Source organism: Salmonella sp. A7 (assembly GCF_020181675.1).
Lineage (GTDB): Bacteria > Pseudomonadota > Gammaproteobacteria > Enterobacterales > Enterobacteriaceae > Salmonella > Salmonella enterica.
On sequence record NZ_CP084001.1, the window covers coordinates 2,121,184 to 2,145,751 of the forward strand.

A 24,568-nucleotide genomic window follows, 5' to 3' on the forward strand; every position below is an offset into this window, starting at 1 on the left:
CAAGCGGCAATACCATGCCACTATTGATTAAAGCCAGTCAGGGGAGAGAACATGACGCAGCCATTGGTCGGAAAACAGATTCTTATTGTTGAAGACGAGCCTGTATTTCGCTCGCTTCTGGATTCGTGGTTTTCCTCTTTGGGAGCGACAACGGCATTGGCAGGCGACGGGGTGGATGCCCTGGAGTTGATGGGGCGTTTTACCCCTGATCTCATGATATGTGATATCGCTATGCCGAGAATGAACGGTCTCAAACTGGTAGAAAACTTACGTAATCGCGGAGACCAGACGCCTATTCTGGTTATTTCCGCAACAGAAAATATGGCGGATATCGCCAAAGCGTTACGCCTTGGGGTTGAAGATGTCTTGCTGAAGCCGGTAAAAGATCTCAACCGCTTGCGGGAAACCGTATTCGCTTGCTTATACCCTAATATGTTTAACTCGCGGGTTGAAGAAGAAGAACGCCTGTTTCGTGACTGGGATGCAATGGTGAGTAATCCAACCGCCGCAGCGCAATTGTTGCAGGAATTGCAGCCCCCGGTACAGCAGGTGATTTCTCATTGCCGCATTAATTACCGGCAGCTCGTTTCCGCCGATCAGCCTGGACTGGTGCTGGATATTGCGCCGCTATCTGATAACGAACTGGCATTTTATTGCCTGGATGTCACCCGGGCGGGCGATAACGGCGTGTTAGCCGCATTGTTGCTGCGAGCGCTATTTAACGGCTTATTGCAGGATCAGCTCGGCCAACAAAAGCACCGTTTACCGGAGTTAGGCGCGCTATTAAAACAGGTAAATCATCTGCTCAGACAAGCCAATTTACCTGGGCAATTCCCGCTATTTGTCGGCTACTATCACAGTGAGCTCAAAAATTTGATTCTCGTCTCCGCCGGATTGAACGCCACCTTAAATACGGGCGCTCATCAGGTTCAAATTAGCAGCGGCGTGCCGCTAGGAACATTGGGTAACGCCTACCTTAACCAATTAAGCCAGCGTTGCGACTCATGGCAGTGTCAAATATGGGGCGCAGGAGGGCGTCTGCGATTGATGTTGTCTGCGGAATGACCAAACGGAAGAGTGAGCGGAAATTGCTTTACCGGCCTTTCCCGACGAGTGTTACTATCTGCGGCAGATTTATAAGTATTTGTCTTAATTATACCAATATAAGTCCTTTTTGGACCTGAGGCTTGTTCTGGTACTGATATACTGGAACACGATACAGATTAATGAACACGTTCAATACATGAACAGTCCAGGAGAATTTTAAATGGCTGCCCTTAATTCGAAAGTCAAAAAAGCCGTTATCCCGGTCGCGGGATTGGGAACCAGGATGCTGCCAGCGACCAAAGCTATCCCGAAAGAGATGCTGCCGCTGGTTGATAAGCCATTAATTCAGTACGTCGTGAACGAATGTATCGCTGCTGGCATTACTGAAATCGTGCTTGTGACGCACTCGTCTAAAAACTCTATTGAAAACCACTTTGATACCAGTTTTGAGCTGGAAGCGATGCTGGAAAAACGCGTTAAGCGTCAGCTTCTGGAGGAGGTTCAGTCTATTTGCCCTCCGCATGTCACTATTATGCAGGTACGTCAAGGGCTGGCAAAAGGCCTGGGCCATGCCGTATTGTGCGCGCATCCCGTTGTCGGAAACGAACCTGTCGCTGTTATTCTACCAGACGTTATTCTTGACGAATATGAGTCCGACCTGTCTCAGGATAACCTGGCTGAAATGATCCGCCGTTTCGACGAAACCGGCAATAGCCAGATTATGGTTGAGCCGGTAGAAGATGTGACTGCATACGGCGTGGTAGATTGCAAAGGCGTTGAGCTGGCGCCGGGCGAAAGTGTGCCGATGGTTGGCGTGGTTGAAAAACCAAAAGCGGATGTCGCGCCGTCTAACCTTGCGATTGTTGGGCGTTATGTGTTGAGCGCGGATATCTGGGCGTTGCTGGCGAAAACCCCTCCGGGCGCCGGGGATGAAATTCAGTTGACCGATGCTATCGATATGCTGATCGAAAAAGAAACGGTTGAAGCCTACCACATGAAGGGTAAAAGCCATGACTGTGGTAATAAGTTAGGATATATGCAGGCATTCGTTGAATATGGCATCCGTCATAATTCGCTGGGTGCTGAATTTAAAGCCTGGCTTGAAGAAGAAATGGGTATTAAGAAGTAACGATACGTTATAAATTTTTTAACAGAAGCGCTGGTAAATCCGGCGCTTTTTTTATGCCTGGGGTTGTCAGCGGAGAACTCAGGCAAAAAAAATCCCGCCAGCGGCGGGATTTTAAGCATCCAGGAAGTAAATTATTCCTTGATCAGGAAATCTTCCAGTTGCTTACCTTGTTCTTCCATTGCTTTTTTGATTACAGCCGGTGTACGACCCTGGCCAGTCCAGGTTTTAGTTTCACCGTTTTCGTCAACATAGCTATATTTAGCCGGACGAGCTGCGCGTTTAGCTTTGGTGCCGGATTTAGCGGCAGCCATGCTATTCAGCAGTTCATTCGGGTCAATGCCGTCGGCAATTAACATTTCACGATACTGTTGCAGTTTACGAGTGCGTTCTTCCACTTCAGCAGCAGCAGCGCTTTCTTCTTCACGACGCTCATTAACGACAACTTCTAATTTTTCCAGCATTTCTTCAAGCGTTTCCAGAGTACATTCTCTTGCCTGCGCACGAAGAGTACGGATGTTGTTCAGAATTTTAAGTGCTTCGCTCATTGTAGTAATCTCAAACTTATATTGGGGTGGTTTGTTGAGCTAATAATAGAGCGATAAATTCAGTTGTGCAATAGCCAGGAATGTAAGGAATTCAAAATTACGCTTTATTAAGCACACGTTTTAATTATCTCAACTTAAATTTTCCTTGAGGCGACGCACAAAAAAGAGCTTATTGGCAGGGGGGATACTCATCGTCTGTCGCTAAAAATTTAGGAGTCAGGTCACATTTTATCATGATGAAATACGATCTCATTGCAGAGATATCAATCTCTTGTATTAGCTTTCCTTACAAGAAAACCCTATTACTTTGCACCGGGTATGAGTAACGGTAACAATAAGTACAAGGTTTTCATATTGGCGGGTGATGATAAGCATTGTTGATGAATTTTAACGGCATAATTTGTGAAGGAATGTGTATATGCCCTTCATACTTCAAGTTGCTTATGTGTTGGCTACGCTCGCTCACCCCAGTCACATAGTTATCTATGCTCCTGGGGACTCACTCCCTTGCCGCCTTTAAGCAACTCAAATTATTTTGGGTATAGTGAGCGATGTTTGTACAATTCTTAATACTCACCGGAGCGCGAGCCGCGCCGTCGCGTCGGTAAATTATGGTACAATCCCGCCAATCTTTATTTCACTCAGGTGAGGTCCTGCGACCAATGGCACAGCTATATTTCTACTATTCGGCAATGAATGCGGGTAAGTCGACTGCACTGCTGCAATCTTCATACAATTATCAGGAACGCGGGATGCGTACCGTCGTATATACGGCGGAAATCGACGATCGTTTCGGCGCAGGCAAAGTCAGCTCTCGTATCGGTTTGTCGTCGCCGGCAAAATTGTTTAACCAAAATACATCCTTGTTTGAAGAGATTCGTGCCGAGAGCGCGCGGCAGACAATACATTGCGTGTTAGTCGACGAAAGCCAGTTTTTGACTCGCCAGCAGGTTTATCAATTATCCGAGGTTGTCGACAAATTAGATATTCCCGTACTTTGCTATGGGCTACGAACAGACTTTCGTGGGGAGCTCTTTGTCGGCAGCCAATACTTGCTGGCATGGTCAGATAAGCTGGTGGAATTAAAAACTATCTGTTTCTGCGGTCGTAAAGCCAGTATGGTTCTGCGACTTGATCAGGACGGCAGGCCTTATAACGAAGGCGAACAGGTGGTTATTGGCGGGAATGAACGCTACGTTTCAGTTTGCCGTAAGCATTATAAGGACGCGCTGGAGGAGGGCTCACTGACGGCGATTCAGGAGCGTCATCGGCACATATGATACCCGAGGTAGCGATGGCTTATAAAACGCCCTGTAGCGCTTTGGACGTCATTATTCAGGCCTCCTGACGAAGGGCGTGCCGTGAGCGCGTAGGCCAGATGATAAGCATAGCGCCTTCAGGCATCAGATAAACCGGTAAAACAAAAAACGGCCTCAATTGAGGCCGTTATTGTCATGCTAAAGCAGATAACGAATTAAGCGGATTTTTTCGCTTTCTTCTCTGCTTTCGGTGCTGCAACGACGTCTTTCTTCGCTGCAACTTCACCTTCGGTGAAATCACGACCGTAGTAGGTATCCAGCAGAATCTGTTTCAGTTCGGAGATCAGCGGATAACGCGGGTTAGCGCCGGTGCACTGGTCATCGAAGGCATCTTCAGACAGTTTGTCAACGTGTGCCAGGAAGTCAGCTTCCTGTACGCCTGCTTCACGGATAGACTTAGGAATACCCAGCTCAGCTTTAATGCTTTCCAGCCATGCCAGCAGTTTTTCAATCTTAGCGGCGGTACGGTCGCCCGGCGCGCTCAGGCCCAGGTGGTCAGCAATTTCAGCGTAACGGCGGCGTGCCTGCGGACGATCGTACTGGCTGAAAGCGGTCTGCTTGGTCGGGTTGTCATTCGCGTTGTAGCGGATAACGTTACAAATCAGCAGGGCGTTCGCCAGACCGTGCGGAATGTGGAACTGAGAGCCCAGTTTGTGCGCCATGGAGTGACATACACCGAGGAAGGCGTTGGCAAACGCGATACCGGCGATAGTCGCTGCACTGTGAACACGTTCACGCGCAACCGGGTTTTTAGACCCTTCGTGGTAAGACGCCGGCAGGTTTTCTTTCAGCAGTTTCAGAGCCTGCAGAGCCTGACCGTCAGAGAACTCAGAAGCCAGTACGGAAACGTAAGCTTCCAGGGCGTGAGTTACCGCATCCAGACCACCGAACGCACACAGGGACTTCGGCATATCCATCACCAGGTTGGCATCGACAATCGCCATATCCGGGGTCAGGGCGTAGTCAGCCAGCGGATATTTCTGACCGGTTGCATCGTCGGTCACAACCGCAAACGGTGTGACTTCAGAACCGGTACCGGAAGTGGTGGTGACGGCGATCATTTTCGCTTTCACGCCCATTTTCGGGAACTTGTAGATACGTTTACGGATGTCCATAAAGCGCAGCGCCAGTTCTTCGAAGTGAGTTTCCGGGTGTTCGTACATGACCCACATGATTTTCGCGGCGTCCATCGGGGAACCGCCGCCCAGCGCGATGATTACGTCCGGTTTGAAGGAGTTCGCCAGCTCAGCGCCTTTGCGAACAACGGAAAGCGTCGGGTCGGCTTCAACTTCGAAGAAGACTTCGGTTTCAACGCCAGCCGCTTTCAGCACAGAGGTGATCTGGTCTGCGTAGCCGTTGTTGAACAGGAAGCGGTCAGTCACGATGAGCGCACGTTTGTGGCCATCAGTAATCACTTCATCCAGCGCGATGGGCAGAGAGCCACGGCGGAAGTAGATAGATTTCGGAAGTTTGTGCCACAACATGTTTTCAGCTCGCTTAGCAACGGTTTTCTTGTTGATCAGGTGTTTCGGACCAACGTTTTCAGAGATGGAGTTACCACCCCAGGAACCACAACCCAACGTCAGGGAAGGTGCGAGTTTGAAGTTGTACAGATCACCGATACCACCCTGAGAGGCCGGGGTGTTGATCAGGATACGCGCGGTTTTCATCATCTGACCGAAGTAAGCAACGCGTTCTGGCTGGTTATCCTGGTCAGTGTACAGGCAGGAGGTGTGACCGATACCGCCCATAGCGACCAGTTTTTCTGCTTTTTCTACCGCTTCTTCGAAATCTTTCGCACGATACATCGCCAGAGTCGGAGACAGTTTTTCGTGTGCGAACGGTTCGCTTTCATCAACGACCGTAACTTCACCGATCAGAATCTTGGTGGTTTCTGGTACGGAGAAGCCTGCCAGTTCAGCGATTTTGTAGGCTGGCTGACCAACGATAGCGGCGTTCAGAGCGCCATTTTTCAGGATAACATTTTGAACCGCTTTCAGTTCCTGGCCCTGCAGCATGTAGCCGCCGTGGCTGGCGAAACGTTCGCGAACGGCATCATAGACGGAATCAACAACGACAACAGACTGTTCAGAAGCACAGATTACGCCGTTATCGAAGGTTTTAGACATCAGAACAGACGCCACAGCGCGTTTGATATCAGCGGTTTCATCAATGACAACCGGGGTGTTGCCTGCGCCTACGCCGATAGCAGGTTTACCGGAGCTGTATGCTGCTTTAACCATGCCTGGACCGCCCGTCGCAAGGATCAGGTTAATATCCGGGTGGTGCATCAGCGCATTAGACAGTTCTACGGAAGGTTGATCGATCCAGCCAATCAGATCTTTCGGCGCGCCGGCAGCGATAGCCGCTTGCAGAACGATGTCTGCCGCTTTGTTGGTTGCTTCTTTAGCGCGTGGATGCGGAGAAAAGATGATGGCGTTACGGGTCTTCAGGCTAATCAGCGATTTGAAGATCGCGGTAGAGGTCGGGTTAGTGGTTGGAACGATACCGCAAATAATGCCGATAGGTTCAGCAATGGTGATGGTCCCGAAGGTGTCGTCTTCAGACAGCACGCCGCAGGTTTTTTCATCTTTATAAGCGTTATAAATATATTCAGAAGCGAAGTGGTTTTTAATCACTTTGTCTTCCACGATACCCATACCGGATTCGGCGACGGCCATTTTGGCCAGCGGAATGCGGGCATCAGCGGCTGCCAGAGCGGCGGCGCGGAAGATTTTGTCGACCTGTTCTTGAGTGAAACTGGCATATTCACGCTGGGCTTTTTTTACACGCTCTACGAGTGCGTTAAGTTCAGCGACATTAGTAACAGCCATAATGCTCTCCTGATAATGTTAAACTTTTTTAGTAAATCATCTGCGCGATACGTGAGTATAGACAGATCGACGATACTTTGTATAAATGCCTGAAATTCAGGTGGTTACTTAACGTCCGTTTCGCTCTGATTTACTAAAAGAGCTTCTGCGTTAGTATCATTTAACTCTAACGCGTTACGTCCAGGTGGCGTAAGCAAGATTACTCACTTCTGAGTAGCGATTGTGTGATCTAAATCAAGATTACGCAAAGCTGACACCTTTCAGCAGGCCATTTTAGCCTTTTATGTAAATTGTTAAGAAATCGTTGTCATGAAGAGTAAGTGGATTAGCATAACGAGTACATATAAATAACAGCGATGAATGGATGAAATTAGGTGTAGATAAGAGGTGAACTATGCGAATAAAAGGCGTATCTTCTGCGCGTTTTGATCATTAACGAACATTGACTTCATCCGGCTAACGCTTCGGAGCTAACCGTGATTCAACCGCTTTTTGATTTTCCTGTTTACTTTAAGTTCTTTATCGGGCTCTTTGCGCTGGTTAACCCGGTGGGGATTATCCCCGTTTTCATCAGCATGACCAGCTACCAGACGGCCACGGCGCGTAATAAAACTAACCTCACCGCGAATCTGTCGGTCGCGATTATCTTGTGGAGTTCCTTATTCCTCGGCGATGGCATCCTGCAGCTGTTTGGTATTTCTATTGATTCGTTCAGAATTGCGGGCGGTATCCTGGTTGTCACCATTGCAATGTCGATGATCAGCGGGAAGCTGGGGGAAGATAAACAAAACAAGCAAGAAAAGTCAGAGACGGCCATACGCGAGAGCATTGGCGTTGTGCCGTTAGCGCTGCCGTTAATGGCGGGGCCAGGGGCGATTAGCTCCACTATCGTCTGGGGGACGCGTTATCACAGTATCGCGCATTTGCTTGGTTTTTCAGTTGCCATTGCGCTTTTTGCGCTTTGCTGCTGGGGCGTGTTCCGTATGGCGCCGTGGCTGGTTCGTTTGCTGGGGCAAACCGGTATCAACGTTATTACCCGAATCATGGGGTTGTTGTTAATGGCGCTCGGCATCGAATTTATTGTCACAGGAATAAAAGGCATTTTCCCCGGCTTGCTCAACTAAACTCCCACCTGTTGATTTACAGGCGGTGCCCTAAGGGGGCCGCCTTGTGACATTCCCACGTAACACTTCTTACTTTGATAAGCATTCAGCGTTTTAATGATAAAAAATACTAATATAATCTAACGCTATTTATTTTTATTAATCAAACTATTATGAACATTACTGAGTCCGTGAGAAGCGGTAGGTCTGTTATTTTATTCACACCATACTCTGGGGCTTGATGAAGGATTATTGAAATGTTATTAGTTGTTTCAGCTCCATCGTAGATGAATGTGCTAAATAATGAGCATTTGTTGAATTTGTGTGTGTTTTCTGGCGCAAGTATATCCTACGATGTGACAGCGAGATGATTTTCTTTCAACTGGTTGATTATAAATAATAAATTAAAATTTTTTAACATTCTTTAACTGTTTTTCTGGGCAGGAAATTTTCCATAAAAGAGAATTGGTTAACAAAATTGTAAAATGAATTGGCGGTTCAGAAACGCATTTGATACTTTTCGGCCAAACATTTTGCAGAAGATTTCACATTGTTGATAACTATTTTCATTTACATGGTTGTCAGAAATAACGTGCGACGTGGGCAGGTACGTCGTATACCGAATCGACGAAAGGCGATCGAACGAATCGTCAGAATAAATAAAGTCGGTGATAGCAAAAGCAGTGACAGACCTGGCAGTACACCACCAGTGCTGTACAGGAGCCCTGACGGGATTAAACAGGCTGGTAAAAACCAGTAATTATAATGAGTGGAGTACAAACACAATGTCTAACATCACGAAAAAAAGTTTGATTGCAGCGGGAATACTCACTGCGCTCATCGCCGCCAGCGCCGCGACTGCGGCAGACGTGCCCGCCGGTGTTCAGTTAGCCGACAAGCAAACGTTGGTACGTAATAATGGATCAGAAGTGCAGTCTCTCGACCCGCATAAAATTGAAGGCGTGCCGGAATCGAACGTCAGCCGTGATCTCTTTGAAGGCTTATTAATTAGTGATGTCGAGGGGCATCCTTCACCGGGCGTCGCGGAAAAATGGGAAAATAAAGATTTTAAAGTCTGGACATTCCATCTACGTGAAAATGCGAAATGGTCAGATGGTACGCCCGTTACCGCCCATGATTTCGTTTATAGTTGGCAACGCCTGGCCGATCCTAATACGGCATCGCCGTACGCCAGCTATCTGCAATACGGTCATATCGCTAATATCGATGACATTATCGCCGGTAAAAAACCCGCCACCGATCTGGGGGTAAAAGCGCTTGATGATCACACCTTTGAAGTGACCTTAAGTGAGCCGGTGCCTTATTTCTACAAATTGTTGGTCCACCCTTCAGTGTCTCCTGTACCGAAATCAGCGGTCGAAAAATTTGGCGATAAATGGACGCAACCAGCCAATATTGTCACTAACGGCGCTTATAAGTTAAAAAACTGGGTGGTGAACGAACGTATCGTGCTGGAGCGTAACCCGCAATACTGGGATAACGCCAAAACCGTCATCAATCAGGTAACTTATTTGCCTATCTCTTCTGAGGTGACGGATGTGAACCGCTACCGCAGCGGCGAGATCGATATGACTTATAACAATATGCCGATCGAATTATTCCAGAAACTGAAAAAAGAGATCCCGAATGAAGTCCGCGTAGACCCTTATTTGTGTACCTATTATTACGAAATTAATAATCAAAAAGCGCCGTTTAACGATGTCCGCGTGCGTACCGCGCTGAAACTGGCGTTAGATCGCGACATTATTGTTAATAAGGTTAAAAATCAGGGCGATTTACCCGCTTATAGCTACACGCCGCCGTATACCGATGGCGCAAAACTGGTAGAGCCTGAGTGGTTCAAATGGTCCCAGCAAAAGCGTAATGAAGAAGCGAAGAAATTGTTGGCTGAAGCCGGCTTTACGGCGGATAAGCCCTTAACATTCGACCTGCTGTATAACACCTCCGATCTGCATAAAAAACTGGCCATTGCCGTGGCGTCTATCTGGAAGAAAAATCTGGGTGTCAATGTGAATCTGGAGAATCAGGAATGGAAAACCTTCCTGGATACCCGTCATCAGGGCACCTTTGATGTCGCCAGAGCCGGGTGGTGCGCAGATTATAATGAACCGACCTCGTTCCTGAATACCATGTTGTCCGACAGTTCAAATAACACCGCGCATTATAAGAGCCCGGCGTTTGATAAGCTGATTGCCGACACGCTGAAAGTGGCGGACGATACGCAGCGCAGCGAACTCTACGCTAAAGCGGAGCAGCAGTTAGATAAAGACTCGGCTATTGTGCCGGTGTATTACTACGTTAACGCGCGCCTGGTGAAACCCTGGGTGGGCGGGTATACCGGTAAAGACCCGCTGGATAATATTTATGTGAAAAACTTATATATTATCAAACATTAATGGCAAGACATGGGACAACTGCGGTTGTCCCATGGTGTCTTTTTTCATCGCACTATAACGTTCCCTGGCGGATCTGTTTGTCACGTCCGGGAAGTAAAGGCACAGGCCAGAAGGTACGGGCAATGTTGAAATTTATTTTACGCCGCTGTCTGGAAGCGATTCCGACGCTGTTTATTCTTATTACCATCTCTTTCTTTATGATGCGCCTCGCGCCGGGGAGTCCTTTTACCGGCGAGCGCGCATTGCCGCCGGAAGTGCTGGCCAATATTGAAGCAAAATATCATCTGAACGATCCTATCATGACGCAGTACTTCAGCTACCTGAAGCAGCTGGCGCATGGCGATTTTGGACCATCGTTTAAATACAAAGATTACACGGTCAACGATCTGGTTGCCGCCAGCTTCCCCGTTTCGGCGAAACTTGGCGCCGCCGCTTTTTTGCTGGCGGTCATTATTGGTGTCAGCGCTGGCGTGATTGCCGCGCTAAAGCAAAATACGCGATGGGATTATACGGTGATGGGATTTGCCATGACCGGCGTCGTTATCCCCAGTTTTGTGGTAGCGCCGCTACTGGTGATGGTCTTTGCGATAACCTTGCAATGGCTGCCTGGCGGCGGCTGGAACGGCGGGGCGTTAAAATTTATGATCCTGCCGATGGTCGCGCTTTCACTGGCCTATATTGCCAGCATCGCTCGTATTACGCGCGGCTCAATGATTGAAGTTCTGCATTCGAACTTTATTCGTACCGCGCGGGCAAAAGGATTACCGATGCGCAGAATCATCTTCCGCCATGCGTTAAAACCTGCGCTGCTGCCGGTTTTATCCTATATGGGGCCAGCCTTTGTCGGCATTATTACCGGCTCAATGGTGATTGAAACTATTTATGGCTTACCGGGCATTGGGCAGCTTTTCGTTAATGGCGCGCTCAACCGCGATTACTCGCTGGTGTTAAGTTTGACCATTTTAGTCGGGGCGCTGACCATATTGTTTAACGCCATTGTCGATGTGCTCTATGCCGTTATCGACCCGAAAATTCGCTATTGATACTGGAGCTCGCGATGATGTTAAGTAAGAAAAACAGCGAGACGCTGGAAAATTTCAGTGAAAAGCTGGAGGTGGAAGGTCGCAGCCTTTGGCAAGATGCCCGCCGACGCTTTATGCATAACCGTGCGGCGGTGGCCAGTCTTATTGTCCTGTTTCTGATAGCCCTGTTCGTGACAGTGGCGCCTATGCTGTCGCAATTTACCTATTTCGATACCGACTGGGGCATGATGTCCAGCGCGCCGGATATGGCGTCCGGTCACTATTTCGGCACTGACTCTTCCGGGCGCGATCTGTTGGTGCGCGTTGCCATCGGCGGGCGTATCTCATTGATGGTCGGGATTGCCGCCGCGCTGGTGGCGGTCATTGTCGGAACGCTGTATGGCTCGCTGTCCGGCTATCTGGGCGGCAAAATTGATTCTGTGATGATGCGGTTGTTGGAGATCCTCAACTCGTTCCCGTTTATGTTCTTTGTGATTTTGCTGGTGACGTTTTTTGGGCAGAACATTCTGTTGATTTTCGTCGCCATCGGCATGGTCTCCTGGCTTGATATGGCGCGTATCGTGCGTGGTCAAACCCTAAGTCTTAAACGTAAAGAGTTCATCGAAGCCGCGCAGGTGGGTGGTGTGTCGACCGCCAGCATTGTGATCCGCCATATTGTGCCTAACGTCCTGGGCGTAGTAGTAGTGTATGCATCGTTGCTGGTGCCCAGCATGATTCTGTTTGAGTCTTTCCTCAGTTTCCTGGGGCTTGGGACGCAGGAACCGTTAAGCAGTTGGGGAGCGTTGTTGAGCGATGGCGCAAATTCAATGGAAGTCTCACCGTGGCTGCTGCTGTTTCCGGCTGGCTTTCTCGTGGTGACGTTATTCTGTTTTAACTTTATTGGCGATGGCCTGCGTGATGCCCTCGACCCGAAAGATCGTTAAGGAGTACAGCCATGAGCTTATCAGAAACCGCAACTCAGGCGCCGCAACCGGCGAATGTACTGCTGGAGGTAAACGATCTTCGTGTTACGTTCGCTACGCCTGATGGCGATGTGACGGCGGTCAACGATCTGAACTTTACGCTTCGCGCTGGAGAAACGTTAGGTATTGTTGGCGAGTCTGGATCGGGGAAATCGCAAACGGCGTTCGCATTAATGGGACTGCTGGCGACGAATGGTCGAATCGGCGGTTCCGCGACCTTTAACGGACGTGAAATTCTTAATCTACCTGAGCGCGAACTGAATACGCTGCGCGCAGAACAGATTTCGATGATTTTTCAGGACCCGATGACCTCGCTAAATCCTTATATGCGCGTTGGGGAGCAGTTAATGGAAGTCCTGATGCTGCATAAAGGGATGAGCAAAGCGGAAGCTTTTGAAGAGTCCGTCAGAATGCTGGATGCCGTAAAAATGCCGGAAGCGCGCAAACGGATGAAAATGTACCCGCACGAATTTTCCGGCGGAATGCGTCAACGTGTGATGATTGCGATGGCGCTGTTGTGCAGGCCGAAACTGCTTATTGCCGATGAGCCTACCACCGCGCTTGATGTTACCGTACAGGCGCAGATTATGACCTTGCTTAATGAGCTAAAGCGCGAATTTAATACCGCCATTATCATGATTACCCACGATCTGGGTGTGGTCGCGGGTATTTGCGATAAGGTCCTGGTAATGTATGCCGGGCGTACCATGGAATACGGTAAGGCGCGCGATGTCTTTTATCAGCCCGTTCATCCGTATTCGATAGGCCTGCTTAATGCGGTGCCGCGTCTGGATAGCGAGGGGGCGGAAATGCTGACGATTCCGGGCAATCCTCCCAATTTATTGCGTTTGCCTAAAGGGTGTCCGTTCCAGCCGCGTTGTCCTCATGCGATGGAGATCTGCAATAATGCGCCGCCACTTGAAGCGTTCAGTCCTGGTCGCTTGCGCGCCTGTTTTAAACCGGTGGAGGAACTGCTATGAATGCTGTGATTGAACAACGTAAAGTTCTCCTCGAAATCGCCGATCTGAAAGTACATTTTGATATCAAAGAAGGGAAGCAGTGGTTCTGGCAACCGCCGAAAACCCTGAAAGCGGTGGACGGCGTTACGCTACGCCTGTATGAAGGCGAAACGCTGGGCGTGGTGGGGGAATCCGGCTGCGGCAAGTCGACGTTTGCGCGCGCCATTATTGGTCTGGTGAAGGCGACGGACGGTAAAGTCGCCTGGCTGGGAAAAGATCTGCTGGGCATGAAAGCGGATGAGTGGCGCGAAGTGCGCAGCGATATCCAGATGATTTTCCAGGACCCACTGGCGTCACTCAACCCGCGAATGACGATTGGCGAAATTATCGCTGAACCGCTGCGCACTTATCATCCTAAACTTTCGCGCCAGGACGTGCGTGACCGCGTGAAAGCCATGATGCTGAAAGTGGGGCTGCTGCCGAATCTCATTAACCGTTATCCCCATGAATTTTCCGGGGGGCAGTGCCAGCGCATCGGTATCGCCCGGGCGTTGATCCTGGAACCTAAGCTTATTATTTGCGATGAGCCGGTGTCGGCGCTGGACGTTTCTATTCAGGCGCAGGTGGTGAATTTGCTCCAGCAGTTACAGCGAGAGATGGGGCTGTCGTTGATTTTTATTGCGCACGATCTGGCGGTCGTAAAGCACATATCCGATCGTGTCCTGGTGATGTATCTCGGTCATGCGGTAGAATTGGGCACCTATGATGAGGTGTACCATAACCCACTGCATCCTTATACCAAAGCGCTGATGTCGGCGGTACCGATTCCCGATCCCGATCTGGAGCGAAATAAGAAGATACAATTGCTGGAGGGCGAATTACCTTCGCCCATTAACCCACCTTCCGGCTGCGTGTTCCGTACACGCTGTCCGCTAGCCGGGCCAGAATGCGCGCTAACGCGACCGGTGCTGGAAGGGAGTTTTCGCCATGCCGTTTCCTGCCTTAAAGTAGACCCGTTATAATCGCAAGGGCTGACAATTCGTCAGCCCTTCTTGTAGGTGAGGTTACCGTGTCACTTTCTTTGTCGTCGGTTCGCCGTCGTCTTTATCATAATCTGTTCGATTTGACTACGCGCTCAGGTCGCCGTTTTGAAGGGTTATGCGCGCTGTTTGCGCTGCTTAGCGTACTGGTCATTTTTGTTGAATCAGGCGTAGGAACGGAATATCACCTGACATTTGATGAATGGCATATTTTTGTCTGGCTGGAGCTCTGCGTTACCCTGATATTTACCGGTGAATACTTGCTCAGACTGTTTAGCTGGCCCGAACCGGCAAAATACGTTTTTAGTTTCTGGGGATTTATTGATCTGGTGACGATTTTGCCGCTGTACGTCATGTGGCTGTGGCCGGAAATTAGCCTGAACTATATGTTTGCCTGGCGTGCTATGCGAGCGATTCGCGTGCTGCGTATTCTTAAACTGCTACGCTTTATGCCATCCCTGCGCGTATTCTGGAGCGCCATTATTAGCGCGCGTCATCAGCTTATTCTGTTCTATTCATTTATTGCGATCGTGATGATTATTTTCGGTGCCCTGATGTATCTTATTGAAGGACCGAAATATGGCTTCACGACGCTTAATGCCTCGGTGTATTGGGCGATAGTGACAGTCACAACCGTGGGGTATGGTGATATTACGCCGCATACGCCGCTGGGACGTATTGTCGCGTCGGTGCTTATTTTGATTGGCTATTCGGTGATTGCGATTCCTACAGGACTGATTACCACGCACATGAGCAGCGCGTTTCAAAAACGTCACTGGCAGCGAAAATGTCCGCAGTGCCAGCAAAGCCAGCATGAACATAGCGCGCAATATTGTAACCGATGCGGCAGTAAGCTACCGGATTAAACAGGCTTGCCGGAGGGCGCAATCAAACGCCATCCGGCCTGAACCGCTTATTCGCGCCAGAGAATATGGCACAGCTTGTGGTCCTTTTCCCGGCACAGCAGAACGCGGGCGAAAATGTCGTTAATTTCGCCGTCTTCGGTATCCGCCAGGCCAATCACCACCTCGGCAAAAAAGTCTGGATTCAGGTCAAAATCGACGTGCTCTTGCCAGTCTTCAGCGGGATCAAACAACTCCGCGCCACCGCGCTCCTCGAATTGCAAATTGAACAGAATGATATCAGCCGGATCAAGATTATCCGCCGCCAGCTCAAGAAAAATATCGTAAGCCTGCTCAAGCGTTTCGTCTTCAGTCAGGCGATTGTTCAGATCCATTTCCATAGTGACTACCTGTTTACTCATGTTGGTCACGTTTTACAGCAATGGACTAAAGAAGTAAAACAATCGCTCGGTAATACGCTGCCATAACGGACGTTTTACCCACAAACGCGCATCTAACAGGCGGGAGCGCGAAATATAATCGTCCTGTACCGCAGCCAGATCGGCGCCGAAACCCGTATCATCAATGACCAGCGTAATCTCGAAATTAAGCCACAGGCTACGCATGTCGAGATTCACGGTACCGACCAGGCTCAGTTCGCCATCGACCAGCACGCTTTTGGTATGTAACAGCCCGCCTTCGAACTGATAGATTTTCACGCCCGCCGCCAGTAACTCGCTAAAAAAGGCGCGACTGGCCCAGCCGACGAGCAGTGAATCATTTTTACGGGGCAGGATAATACTGACATCCACGCCGCGCTGCGCAGCGGTACAAATGGCGTGCAGCAGATCGTCGCTGGGGACGAAATATGGCGTGGTCATAATTAAATATTCGCGCGCAGCATAGGTGGCGGTTAATAGTGCCTGGTGAATGAGATCTTCCGGAAAACCAGGACCGGAAGCAATGGTATGAATGGTATGCCCGCTGGCCTGCTCAAACGGCATAATATTCACGTCCGGCGGGGGAGGCAGAATGCGTTTACCCGTCTCAATTTCCCAATCGCAGGAGTAAACAATCCCCATTGCTGTCGCCACGGGGCCCTCCATCCGCGCCATTAAATCGACCCATTGCCCAACGCCGGCATCCTGTTTGAAAAAACGCGGGTCCACCATATTCATACTGCCGGTATAGGCGATGTAATTGTCAATCATCACCATTTTACGGTGCTGGCGAAGATCCATACGGCGTAAAAAGACGCGCATCAGATTCACCTTCAGCGCCTCTACGACTTCAATGCCAGCGTTACGCATCATGGCCGCCCAGGGGCTGCGGAAGAAAGCGACGCTACCCGCGGAATCCAGCATAAGCCGGCAGTGGATGCCGCGGCGGGCGGCGGCCATTAACGATTCAGCGACCTGATCCGCCATGCCGCCTGGCTGCCAGATGTAAAATACCATTTCGATATTATGCCGCGCCAGTTGGATATCGCGAATAAGCGCCTGCATGACATCATCGGAGTCGGTAAGCAATTGCAACTGGTTGCCTTTGACGCCCGCAATCCCCTGACGTCGTTCGCACAGCTTAAACAAGGACGATGCGACGCTACTGTTTTCTTGCGCGAAAATGTGTTTGCAGGCTTTGAGGTCATTCAACCATTTGGCGGTAGACGGCCACATGGCGCGGGCACGCTCGGCGCGACGTTTGCCTAAATGCAATTCGCCCACGGACAAATAGGCGATGATCCCGACCAGCGGAAGGATATAGATGATTAATAACCAGGCCATTGCGGAGGGAACTGCGCGCCGTTTCATTAGAATACGTAATGTGACGCCGGCAATGAGAACCCAGTATCCCAAAATGACCAGCCAACTCACCACGGTGTAGAAGGTTGTCATAACTTTAAAAATCCTTTAGAAAGCGTGTTGTTAAGAGTTTACGCGTCAGGATTCACATGGCAAATAAAAACACGGGAAAAGCGCTGGTCTGCATCCGGCGAGGGGGTATAATGGCGCTTCTGTTACAGTGAGAGTCGTAAACATGAAGCGTAGTAGAACGGAAGTGGGGCGCTGGCGAATGCTACGTCAGGCGAGCCGCCGTAAAGCGCGTTGGCTTGAAGGGCAATCACGCCGTAATATGCGTATCCATACCATCAGGAAATGCATCTTTAATCGTCAGCGTAATTCATTACTCTTTGCGATTCACGGTGTGTGAGCCAGAAAGGGCACCGTATGCGGTGCCCAACAGGCCATCCTTTTCAAAAGATCTTCTTATATGGTTTGACCGAAACCTGCGCATAGACGCCCGCTGCGACGTAGGGGTCCGCATCAGCCCAGGATTGCGCCGCTTCTAAAGATTCAAATTCAGCAATCACCGTTGACCCGGTAAATCCGGCTACCCCAGGATCGTTACTGTCCACTGCGGGCATCGGCCCGGCAGTTAATAATCGCCCTTCATCATGTAGAAGTTGCAGGCGCGCCAGATGCGCGGGCCGTACCGAGAGGCGTTTTTCAAGCGAGTTGGCATTATCCTGAGCGTAAATAACATACAGCACGGGTAGAGCTCCTTAATCGGCAAAAGTTGCTGATTACGTTATTGGAAAGGGCATTTAACTGCAATGTAAAGATACCGACTTTGTTAAACATGCACATTTTGTGTGGTGTTTTTGTGCGATATCATCTTTTAAATGCCGCTATCGGCAATGCCTTATTGAATATGATTGCTATTTGCATTTAAAATTCAGCTCTGGTTTTTCAACTGAAACGATTATGACTTCAATGACCCTTGATTTACCTCGTCGCTTTCCCTGGCCGACACTCCTTTCCGTAGGCATTCATGGTGCTGTAGTGGCAGGTTTGCTCTATACCTCGGTACATCAGGTTATTGAATTGCCTGCGCCAGCGCAGCCTATCACGGTGACAATGGTTTCACCCGCTGACCTGGAGCCGCCCCAGGCGGTTCAGCCGCCGCCGGAGCCAGTGGTTGAACCCGAACCGGAGCCAGAGCCGATCCCTGAACCGCCTAAAGAAGCGCCCGTGGTGATTGAGAAACCCAAACCTAAGCCAAAACCCAAGCCAAAACCGAAACCGGAACCGGTGAAAAAGGTTGAAGAGCAGCCGAAGCGCGAAGTCAAACCGGCCGAGCCGCGTCCTGCCTCACCGTTTGAAAATAGCGCCCCGGCGCGGCCAACAAGCAGCACCGCGTCGGCGACCAGCAAGCCGGCGGTGAGCGTGCCCACTGGACCTCGCGCTCTGAGCCGTAACCAGCCGCAGTATCCGGCGCGAGCACAGGCGTTACGTATTGAAGGCCGCGTAAAGGTAAAGTTTGACGTGACCTCTGCTGGGCGAGTGGAAAATGTACAGATTCTGTCCGCGCAGCCGGCCAATATGTTTGAGCGTGAAGTTAAGAATGCGATGCGCAAATGGCGCTATGAAGCAGGCAAGCCGGGTTCCGGGCTGGTGGTCAATATTATCTTCCGTCTGAACGGTACGGCGCAGATTGAGTAATCTCTGGCGCCGCCAGTAGGAATATTACCATCACCTGCTGGCGGCGTAAGCGGGTATACTTAACCCTGAACCGGGAGCGGGCGAGGTTTACCGTCCGGATCGACGGCAACATAAATAAACAGCGCCTCGGTGGCCTTGTAGCGCTGTCCAATCGGTTCTGACGCGACTTTTTTCACCCAGACTTCAATATTGATGCTAATAGACGTCGTGCCGCGTTTAACGCAGCGCGCGTAGCAGCATACGACATCGCCAACCGCGACGGGGCGCAGAAATGTCATTCCTTCCACGCGTACGGTTACAACCCGACCGTGCGCGATCTCTTTGGCCAGTATCGCGCCGCCAATATCCATTTGCGACATCAGCCAGCCGCCAAAAATATCGCCGTTCGCATTGGTATCGGCAGGCATGGCCAATGTACGTAAAACCAGCTCGCCCTGAGGAGTATTATCCATTGTTGTCATTGTAAAACCGACTATCAGAAAAAATTACAGCCGCGATGCTACTATGAATTTTGTGTGGAGAATAGAGGGAATAAAGGTACTGACGGGAAAGCGCAGGGCGTAAAGGTGGAGAAAATATCGCCAGGCGTTCGCAGTCTGGCGATGATAAGTCACGGGAGGGTTATGATTTATCTTCCTGTGGCAGATGCCGGTAGATATAGACGCCGCTCAGCAGGGTAAAAATGAGCGTCAGCGCCGTGAGTCCAAAAACCTTAAAGTTGACCCAGATATTTTGCGGCAACCAGAAGGCGATATAAATGTTAGCCAGACCGCACACAATAAAAAACAGCGCCCACGCCAGGTTCAGCTTTGACCAGACCTGCTGCGGCAACGCCAGTTCTTTACCTAACATACGTTGGATTAACGGTTTTTTCATCACCCACTGGCTTATTAACAGCGCGCCAGCGAACAGCGCATAAATAACCGTCACCTTCCATTTAATAAATTCATCGTTATGGAAGAAGAGCGTCAGACCGCCGAAGACGGCAACCAGAACAAAGGTAATCAGCGCCATCTTCTCTATTTTCCGATAGCGCACCCAGCTATAAATCAGCACGATTGCCGTCGCGACAATCAGTGCGGAGGTCGCCGCATAGATGTCATAAAGTTTATAAAACGCAAAAAAGACAACCAGCGGTAAAAAATCCAGAAACTGCTTCATTCTTCGATTCCATCATCAACGAGCGTCGAATGCGCCGCGTAACGGCGCATTGCGGATTATTGGCGAATCAACATATACAGGCGGAATAAGTAGATAAGCAATACTGCGGAAATCAGATTGCTCAACGTATTCGCCAGTACAGCGCCTACATTTGGGGTCAGTACAGCGAAGCTGGGCGCGAACAGCAATAGCAATGTTTTAGCCAGTAACCAGCCTATCACCGCGGGCGCGACCAGTCTCATGTTAGCCCAGGCTAAACGCATACTGCTGCGCATTGCGGCAAACACGCCCATTTTCTCTTCAACCAACATCACTGGCGCAAGCGCCAGCACAATGGCCATAATAATCCCCGGAACGACAATCAGCATTATACCGATTTGCACTAACAGGGTAGTCAGAAAAATGAGAATAAACAGTTTAGGCAATGCAGGGGCGCTGGCGCCGATAGCGCGCAGCGCGCTAACCCGATGTCCCGCTGAAACTAACTGAATCATCAGGATGATACCGCCGGCCAGAATAGCGTTGCCGATAAGCCCGGAAAACGTCGAGGCGGCAGAGGCGCGCAACAGGATCTGCTGCTGCTCCGGCGTCATATTTTGTACCAGCTCAAACAGGCCAGCGCTGCCTGCCAGATGTTCTCCTTCACTGAGTTGCGCGATTTGCGCATCGCTGGGTGAAAAGGCATGACCTAAGACCACCGTGATAAATGCGCACAGCAACGAAACCAGCAAGATAGTAATAAATTGATTTCGGAAAAAATTTCCGGCGTCACGGTAAACGGACTTCGCCGTGATAGACATGCACTCTCCTTGAGTTTTGCAGGTGTTAATTTGCGGGCAATTGTACCCTGGATAACTCTACAGTGGCAGCATCAGCAGTTGTATGGAAAAGCATATCTTTGTAAAGCGGCGGTAATCCGTATCGCGCGCGGGCGCGATTGCACGCCTCATTCACTTCGCCTCCTTCGCCCGATATCGAAAATTCGCGACAGGTTGAAGGGCGGTTTTCATAAATAGCGCAACTGACGTTTTCACCCGGCGTGCCAATTAGCGCTTTACAGTGCGGCTGTTTTTGGTTGGTACCGGCCATACAACGTAAAAAAGGGGTAACGGGCTCGGTTAATGACGCCGGAACGCGTCCGCTGGCATCGTCGCCTTCAGCCCAATAAAAGGAGACACGAAAATAGGCACAACAGGCACCGCATGTCATGCATGGGTTAAGAACGCTCATGATCCACCTGCAAAAAACTCACGTATCAATAGATTACAACGGAAATTAATCTGTCCCGCAGTGTTCGCGAATCTTAACGCCACGCGCCATTGCGGGACATTGATTACCTTAGCCAGCCTTTATCGCCAGGGCAACAGAGCAGACAAATATTTGCATAGCGTGAATATGTCAAAATTGATCTGAATTCCTATAACCAGGATTTTCAATACAAGTTTTAAATTAATCTGGATCAATAAATGTTAAATTATAAGAACAAATGTGATCTGTGTTAGATCACTTATTACTTCATTGTGGGTATATTCATCACGCTTTTATAACCATAACGATGGAGCGGGTATGAAAAAATTTACAGTGGCGGCACTGGCGTTAACAACTCTTCTCTCAGGCAGCGCGTTCGCGCACGAAGCCGGAGAATTCTTTATGCGTGCAGGTCCGGCAACCGTCAGACCTACAGAAGGGGCGGGTGGTACGCTGGGGCATTTAAACGGGTTTGATGTGAGTAATAACACGCAACTCGGCCTGACATTCACTTACATGGCGACGGACAATATCGGGGTTGAATTGCTGGCGGCCACGCCGTTCCGCCATAAGGTGGGTACGGGCGCGACGGGCGATATCGCCACGGTCCACCTGTTACCGCCAACGTTAATGGCGCAGTGGTACTTCGGCGATTCCAGCAGCAAAGTGCGTCCTTATGTCGGCGTAGGGGTGAACTACACCACCTTCTTCGATAACGGCTTTAACGATAATGGTAAAAATGCCGGGCTGTCCGATCTGAGCTTTAAGGATTCCTGGGGCGCGGCAGGGCAAGTTGGGGTAGATTACCTGATTAACCGCGACTGGTTAATTGGCGCCTCTGTCTGGTACATGGATATTGATACTACCGCCAATTATAAAATGGGCGGCGTTCAGCAGCATGACAGCGTGCGTCTGGACCCATGGGTATTTATGTTCTCGGCAGGCTATCGTTTCTAATCGCGTGATGTTGTGACGAAAAAAGACCCCGCCAGGCGGGGTCAAAAAAGGACATGACACACGGATTTTACTTGTCGGAACTCACTTGTCTTCTTTCGGTTCGCCGCAGCCTAGTTCTGCGCCAGTGAGAGGATCAACGGTGGGGTCCGATTTCGTTCTTTCTGCCATCGCTTTGAGCAGCGCCAGCTGCTCGCGCGGCAATTTCACTGTCGCCAGGCCATCGCCGCCATCAACAGCAGGCATCGGTTCTGCGACATAGTTGAAGTTCTCATCGCTATTCCAGCTACCTCGCGGATCGTCGCCTTGCGACATGTTGTAGTACACGTCGGTATACTGTTCTACTGGCGGTAATTTACCCGGCGGGAAGTTGTTACGAATCGAATACAGCGCCTTTTCAAAAGAGAGCTGGTGCGCGACTTCACGGGTCATTAAGAAACTGAGCGTGTCTTTTACGCCAGGATCGTCGGTCAGATTAATCAGGCGTTCATAAATGATCTTCGCTCGCGCCTCTGCCGCGATGTTTGAGCGTAGATCGGCTGTGACTTCGCCGATAGTATCAATATAAGCCGCGGTCCACGGTACGCCGCCGGAGTTTGTCAACGCAGGGCCGCCGCCATACAGCAGAGAGGTGATATGGCTGTCATTACCATTCTGCGTCAGCGAGCGATAAAGTTCCGCTTCGCTTTCGGTGCCTTCCGCCAGCTCGCCTTTAGCGCCTTTATTAAGCATTCCTACCAGTGAGCCGATAATTTCCAGATGACTCAGCTCCTCGGTGGCGATGTCCATTAACATCTCTCTACGACCGGCATCATCATCGCTTAAACCTTGCGTGAAGTAGCGGCAGGCGGCCGCCAGTTCGCCCTGCGGGCCGCCAAACTGTTCCAGCAGCAGGTTCGCTAATCCAGGATTAGGTTCGCTCACTCGCACTGTATATTGAAGTTGTTTTACGTGTCGAAACATATTGCCTCCTGCTTATTATTTATTTTTTGGCTTCAACGCCATCTGCTTCAGATCGCAGTAAAAATTGTTCCGTTGTCTGCGGAATATGTTTGATAAGCCAGTCAGCCATTTGCATTTCTTCTTTCAGAATGGCTTCAATCGTCGGAATTGAGGCAGTGTCGCCAGCTTTTTTTGCCGCCGCCAGCAGGGAGGTATAACAAGCAATTTCGAACTGCTCGAAAACATAACCGCTAATTGAGCCTTTGACAATTTCATCGGAAGGGAACATGCCACCGATAGATTGCCCCATTGCTGCCATTTTACTCATGGAGTCTTTCAACACCGAACGAGAAATGCCATTACGGTCCAATACTTCTTCGAGCATGGTAATTTGATGTTTGGTTTCACTAATATGTTGTTCAATTCTGGCTTTTATATCAGGATAATTTTCAATACGGCTGGCCATAGATTCAAGCATCGATTCTGCCTGTTTTTCCATGGCATGGGCGTCACGAAGCCAGTCATGATAATGTTCAGTATAATTCATTTTAAATTCCTCAATGCGTGATAATCTGCTCCGGTAATAAAATCGGAATCATGCAAGCTGATAATTAAAAATATTATTTCGATTTGCGTTCAGCACTTTTATTAACATTGCTGACTGCTAAATCGGTAAGTTTTAAATCAGTTTGTTTTTCCTCGTCGAGGGTTTCTTTGAGCAGTTTTAATGCTTTGCTATAGCCGAGCTGCTCGGCCAGGGTGGCAAGCGTGCCGTAGCTGGCGATTTCGTAATGCTCGACTTTTTGCGCCGCGGCGATAAGCGCTGCATCGCGTACTTCGTTTTTCTCCGTACTTTCGATGACTTCATTGGCTTCTTCAATCAGCCCTTCCATAGCGACGCATTTCATTCTTTTCAGTTTAATGCCAGATTCAGATTCGACGATCTGATCAATACGTTCAATCTGACCCTGGGTTTCTTCAAGATGAGATTGAAAGGCCTGGCTTAATTTTTCATTGGACGTGGCTCTGGCTAGTTTAGAAAGAGCCTTGGTTAATTGTTTTTCTGCACTATAGGTATCTGAAAGTAGATGGATAAAAAGGTCTTCAACGGTTTTAATATTCATAAATCTAATTCTCCTGGGCAAAATACTGCGAGCCAGAAGACTCGCAGATTGCTTGATAAAAGCATGTGTTATATTTACATTACAGTAAATCAGGAATTATCGGATTTACGTCCGCCGTGACTATTCTGACCACCTTTTTTACCGGCTTCAGAAGCTCGTTGCGGATCGTTTTTGAAATTCCCGCCGCTATGCTGACCGCCTTTGCGGCCCGCTTCAGATGCTTTTTCACGATTCTCGGCGAAATTTCCTGAACCACCACGATGTTCGGCCATATTATTTCTCCTGTCTCGTTGCTTGCTGAAAAAATCGGTTTTAACCGTGTCGACACCCTATTAAAATTAGTTGGTTAAACCGATTAGTCAAATTGACGGAAATAGTTGTGATTTACCGCGTAAA

26 protein-coding genes are annotated in these 24,568 nt (G+C 49.6%); 13 read left to right on the plus strand and 13 right to left on the minus strand.

What is annotated here, in order from left to right; genetic code table 11:
- Positions 1 to 51 precede the first annotated feature (51 nt).
- Positions 52 to 1,065: a two-component system response regulator RssB gene (gene rssB / locus LCS67_RS10385; RefSeq protein ID WP_000193432.1), complete on the plus strand. Its 1,014-nt coding sequence runs from the start codon at positions 52 to 54 to the stop codon at positions 1,063 to 1,065.
- A gap of 202 nt (positions 1,066 to 1,267) precedes the next feature.
- A complete protein-coding gene (galU, locus tag LCS67_RS10390) occupies positions 1,268 to 2,176 on the plus strand; it encodes a UTP--glucose-1-phosphate uridylyltransferase GalU (protein WP_000729450.1) in 909 nt (302 codons plus the stop codon).
- Between the two features lie 131 nt (positions 2,177 to 2,307).
- Here the strand turns inward: galU and hns are convergent, their stop codons facing one another.
- Entirely contained in the window at positions 2,308 to 2,721 is a 414-nt protein-coding gene (hns, locus tag LCS67_RS10395) for a histone-like nucleoid-structuring protein H-NS (protein ID WP_001287383.1), read from the minus strand.
- A 662-nt stretch (positions 2,722 to 3,383) separates the two neighbouring features.
- Here hns and tdk point away from each other — a divergent pair.
- On the plus strand, positions 3,384 to 4,001 hold the full coding sequence (gene tdk, locus LCS67_RS10400) for a thymidine kinase (RefSeq protein WP_000068097.1): 618 nt from the start codon (positions 3,384 to 3,386) through the stop codon (positions 3,999 to 4,001).
- Between the two features lie 194 nt (positions 4,002 to 4,195).
- On the opposite strand, the gene adhE is transcribed toward tdk, so the two are convergent.
- The gene (adhE, locus tag LCS67_RS10405) at positions 4,196 to 6,874 is read right to left on the minus strand and encodes a bifunctional acetaldehyde-CoA/alcohol dehydrogenase (RefSeq protein WP_000301678.1); all 2,679 of its coding nucleotides are present in this window, start codon (positions 6,872 to 6,874) and stop codon (positions 4,196 to 4,198) included.
- A gap of 476 nt (positions 6,875 to 7,350) precedes the next feature.
- Here adhE and LCS67_RS10410 point away from each other — a divergent pair, with 476 nt between their 5' ends.
- From LCS67_RS10410 to LCS67_RS10440, 7 genes are all read left to right on the plus strand, one after another.
- Positions 7,351 to 7,998, plus strand: coding sequence for a YchE family NAAT transporter (locus LCS67_RS10410; protein WP_000615840.1), 648 nt, complete (start codon positions 7,351 to 7,353; stop codon positions 7,996 to 7,998).
- Between the two features lie 764 nt (positions 7,999 to 8,762).
- Positions 8,763 to 10,394, plus strand: coding sequence for an oligopeptide ABC transporter substrate-binding protein OppA (oppA, locus tag LCS67_RS10415; RefSeq protein ID WP_001521098.1), 1,632 nt, complete (start codon positions 8,763 to 8,765; stop codon positions 10,392 to 10,394).
- A gap of 122 nt (positions 10,395 to 10,516) precedes the next feature.
- Positions 10,517 to 11,437 carry an oligopeptide ABC transporter permease OppB gene (gene oppB / locus LCS67_RS10420; RefSeq protein ID WP_000911097.1) on the plus strand — a complete coding sequence of 307 codons (921 nt, stop codon included), beginning with the start codon at positions 10,517 to 10,519 and terminating at the stop codon, positions 11,435 to 11,437.
- A gap of 14 nt (positions 11,438 to 11,451) precedes the next feature.
- Complete coding sequence (oppC, locus tag LCS67_RS10425; protein ID WP_000979653.1) at positions 11,452 to 12,360, plus strand: oligopeptide ABC transporter permease OppC; 909 nt, start codon at positions 11,452 to 11,454, stop codon at positions 12,358 to 12,360.
- A gap of 11 nt (positions 12,361 to 12,371) precedes the next feature.
- The gene (locus tag LCS67_RS10430) at positions 12,372 to 13,379 is read left to right on the plus strand and encodes an ABC transporter ATP-binding protein (protein WP_000058857.1); all 1,008 of its coding nucleotides are present in this window, start codon (positions 12,372 to 12,374) and stop codon (positions 13,377 to 13,379) included.
- Positions 13,376 to 14,380 (plus strand): murein tripeptide/oligopeptide ABC transporter ATP-binding protein OppF, encoded by a 1,005-nt coding sequence (gene oppF, locus LCS67_RS10435; RefSeq protein WP_000994697.1) that lies wholly within the window; start codon positions 13,376 to 13,378, stop codon positions 14,378 to 14,380. Before LCS67_RS10430 ends, oppF begins: the two co-directional genes overlap by 4 nt.
- Positions 14,381 to 14,427: 47 nt before the next feature.
- Positions 14,428 to 15,264, plus strand: coding sequence for an ion transporter (locus tag LCS67_RS10440; RefSeq protein WP_000059074.1), 837 nt, complete (start codon positions 14,428 to 14,430; stop codon positions 15,262 to 15,264).
- Between the two features lie 47 nt (positions 15,265 to 15,311).
- Here LCS67_RS10440 and LCS67_RS10445 read toward each other — a convergent pair whose 3' ends face one another.
- Positions 15,312 to 15,641: an HI1450 family dsDNA-mimic protein gene (locus LCS67_RS10445; RefSeq protein ID WP_000425070.1), complete on the minus strand. Its 330-nt coding sequence runs from the start codon at positions 15,639 to 15,641 to the stop codon at positions 15,312 to 15,314.
- A gap of 33 nt (positions 15,642 to 15,674) precedes the next feature.
- Positions 15,675 to 17,135: a cardiolipin synthase gene (gene cls / locus LCS67_RS10450; RefSeq protein WP_000206886.1), complete on the minus strand. Its 1,461-nt coding sequence runs from the start codon at positions 17,133 to 17,135 to the stop codon at positions 15,675 to 15,677.
- Positions 17,136 to 17,277: 142 nt separating this feature from the next.
- Here cls and LCS67_RS10455 point away from each other — a divergent pair, with 142 nt between their 5' ends.
- Positions 17,278 to 17,451, plus strand: coding sequence for a YciY family protein (locus tag LCS67_RS10455; RefSeq protein WP_001531561.1), 174 nt, complete (start codon positions 17,278 to 17,280; stop codon positions 17,449 to 17,451).
- Between the two features lie 43 nt (positions 17,452 to 17,494).
- On the opposite strand, the gene LCS67_RS10460 is transcribed toward LCS67_RS10455, so the two are convergent.
- Positions 17,495 to 17,791, minus strand: coding sequence for a YciI family protein (locus tag LCS67_RS10460; RefSeq protein WP_000967605.1), 297 nt, complete (start codon positions 17,789 to 17,791; stop codon positions 17,495 to 17,497).
- A 223-nt stretch (positions 17,792 to 18,014) separates the two neighbouring features.
- Between LCS67_RS10460 and tonB the strand changes: the two genes are divergently transcribed.
- Positions 18,015 to 18,743 carry a TonB system transport protein TonB gene (gene tonB, locus LCS67_RS10465; RefSeq protein WP_001530767.1) on the plus strand — a complete coding sequence of 243 codons (729 nt, stop codon included), beginning with the start codon at positions 18,015 to 18,017 and terminating at the stop codon, positions 18,741 to 18,743.
- 59 nt (positions 18,744 to 18,802) lie between these two features.
- Here the strand turns inward: tonB and yciA are convergent, their stop codons facing one another.
- From yciA to LCS67_RS10485, 4 genes are all read right to left on the minus strand, one after another.
- A complete protein-coding gene (yciA, locus tag LCS67_RS10470) occupies positions 18,803 to 19,204 on the minus strand; it encodes an acyl-CoA thioester hydrolase YciA (protein ID WP_000210317.1) in 402 nt (133 codons plus the stop codon).
- Positions 19,205 to 19,364: 160 nt separating this feature from the next.
- Complete coding sequence (locus tag LCS67_RS10475) at positions 19,365 to 19,904, minus strand: septation protein A (RefSeq protein ID WP_000808683.1); 540 nt, start codon at positions 19,902 to 19,904, stop codon at positions 19,365 to 19,367.
- Positions 19,905 to 19,960: 56 nt separating this feature from the next.
- The gene (locus LCS67_RS10480) at positions 19,961 to 20,704 is read right to left on the minus strand and encodes a YciC family protein (RefSeq protein WP_000028507.1); all 744 of its coding nucleotides are present in this window, start codon (positions 20,702 to 20,704) and stop codon (positions 19,961 to 19,963) included.
- Between the two features lie 25 nt (positions 20,705 to 20,729).
- Entirely contained in the window at positions 20,730 to 21,134 is a 405-nt protein-coding gene (locus LCS67_RS10485; protein ID WP_000114955.1) for a YkgJ family cysteine cluster protein, read from the minus strand.
- A gap of 336 nt (positions 21,135 to 21,470) precedes the next feature.
- Between LCS67_RS10485 and ompW the strand changes: the two genes are divergently transcribed.
- Positions 21,471 to 22,109: an outer membrane protein OmpW gene (ompW, locus tag LCS67_RS10490; RefSeq protein ID WP_000714802.1), complete on the plus strand. Its 639-nt coding sequence runs from the start codon at positions 21,471 to 21,473 to the stop codon at positions 22,107 to 22,109.
- 81 nt (positions 22,110 to 22,190) lie between these two features.
- On the opposite strand, the gene LCS67_RS10495 is transcribed toward ompW, so the two are convergent.
- The 4 genes from LCS67_RS10495 to LCS67_RS10510 form a co-directional block, all read right to left on the minus strand.
- Positions 22,191 to 23,069 carry a manganese catalase family protein gene (locus LCS67_RS10495; RefSeq protein WP_000488353.1) on the minus strand — a complete coding sequence of 293 codons (879 nt, stop codon included), beginning with the start codon at positions 23,067 to 23,069 and terminating at the stop codon, positions 22,191 to 22,193.
- A gap of 19 nt (positions 23,070 to 23,088) precedes the next feature.
- Positions 23,089 to 23,595: a ferritin-like domain-containing protein gene (locus LCS67_RS10500; RefSeq protein ID WP_001109977.1), complete on the minus strand. Its 507-nt coding sequence runs from the start codon at positions 23,593 to 23,595 to the stop codon at positions 23,089 to 23,091.
- Positions 23,596 to 23,668: 73 nt separating this feature from the next.
- On the minus strand, positions 23,669 to 24,172 hold the full coding sequence (locus LCS67_RS10505; protein ID WP_001022826.1) for a ferritin-like domain-containing protein: 504 nt from the start codon (positions 24,170 to 24,172) through the stop codon (positions 23,669 to 23,671).
- Positions 24,173 to 24,261: 89 nt separating this feature from the next.
- A complete protein-coding gene (locus tag LCS67_RS10510; protein WP_000807657.1) occupies positions 24,262 to 24,444 on the minus strand; it encodes a general stress protein in 183 nt (60 codons plus the stop codon).
- Positions 24,445 to 24,568: the final 124 nt, after the last annotated feature.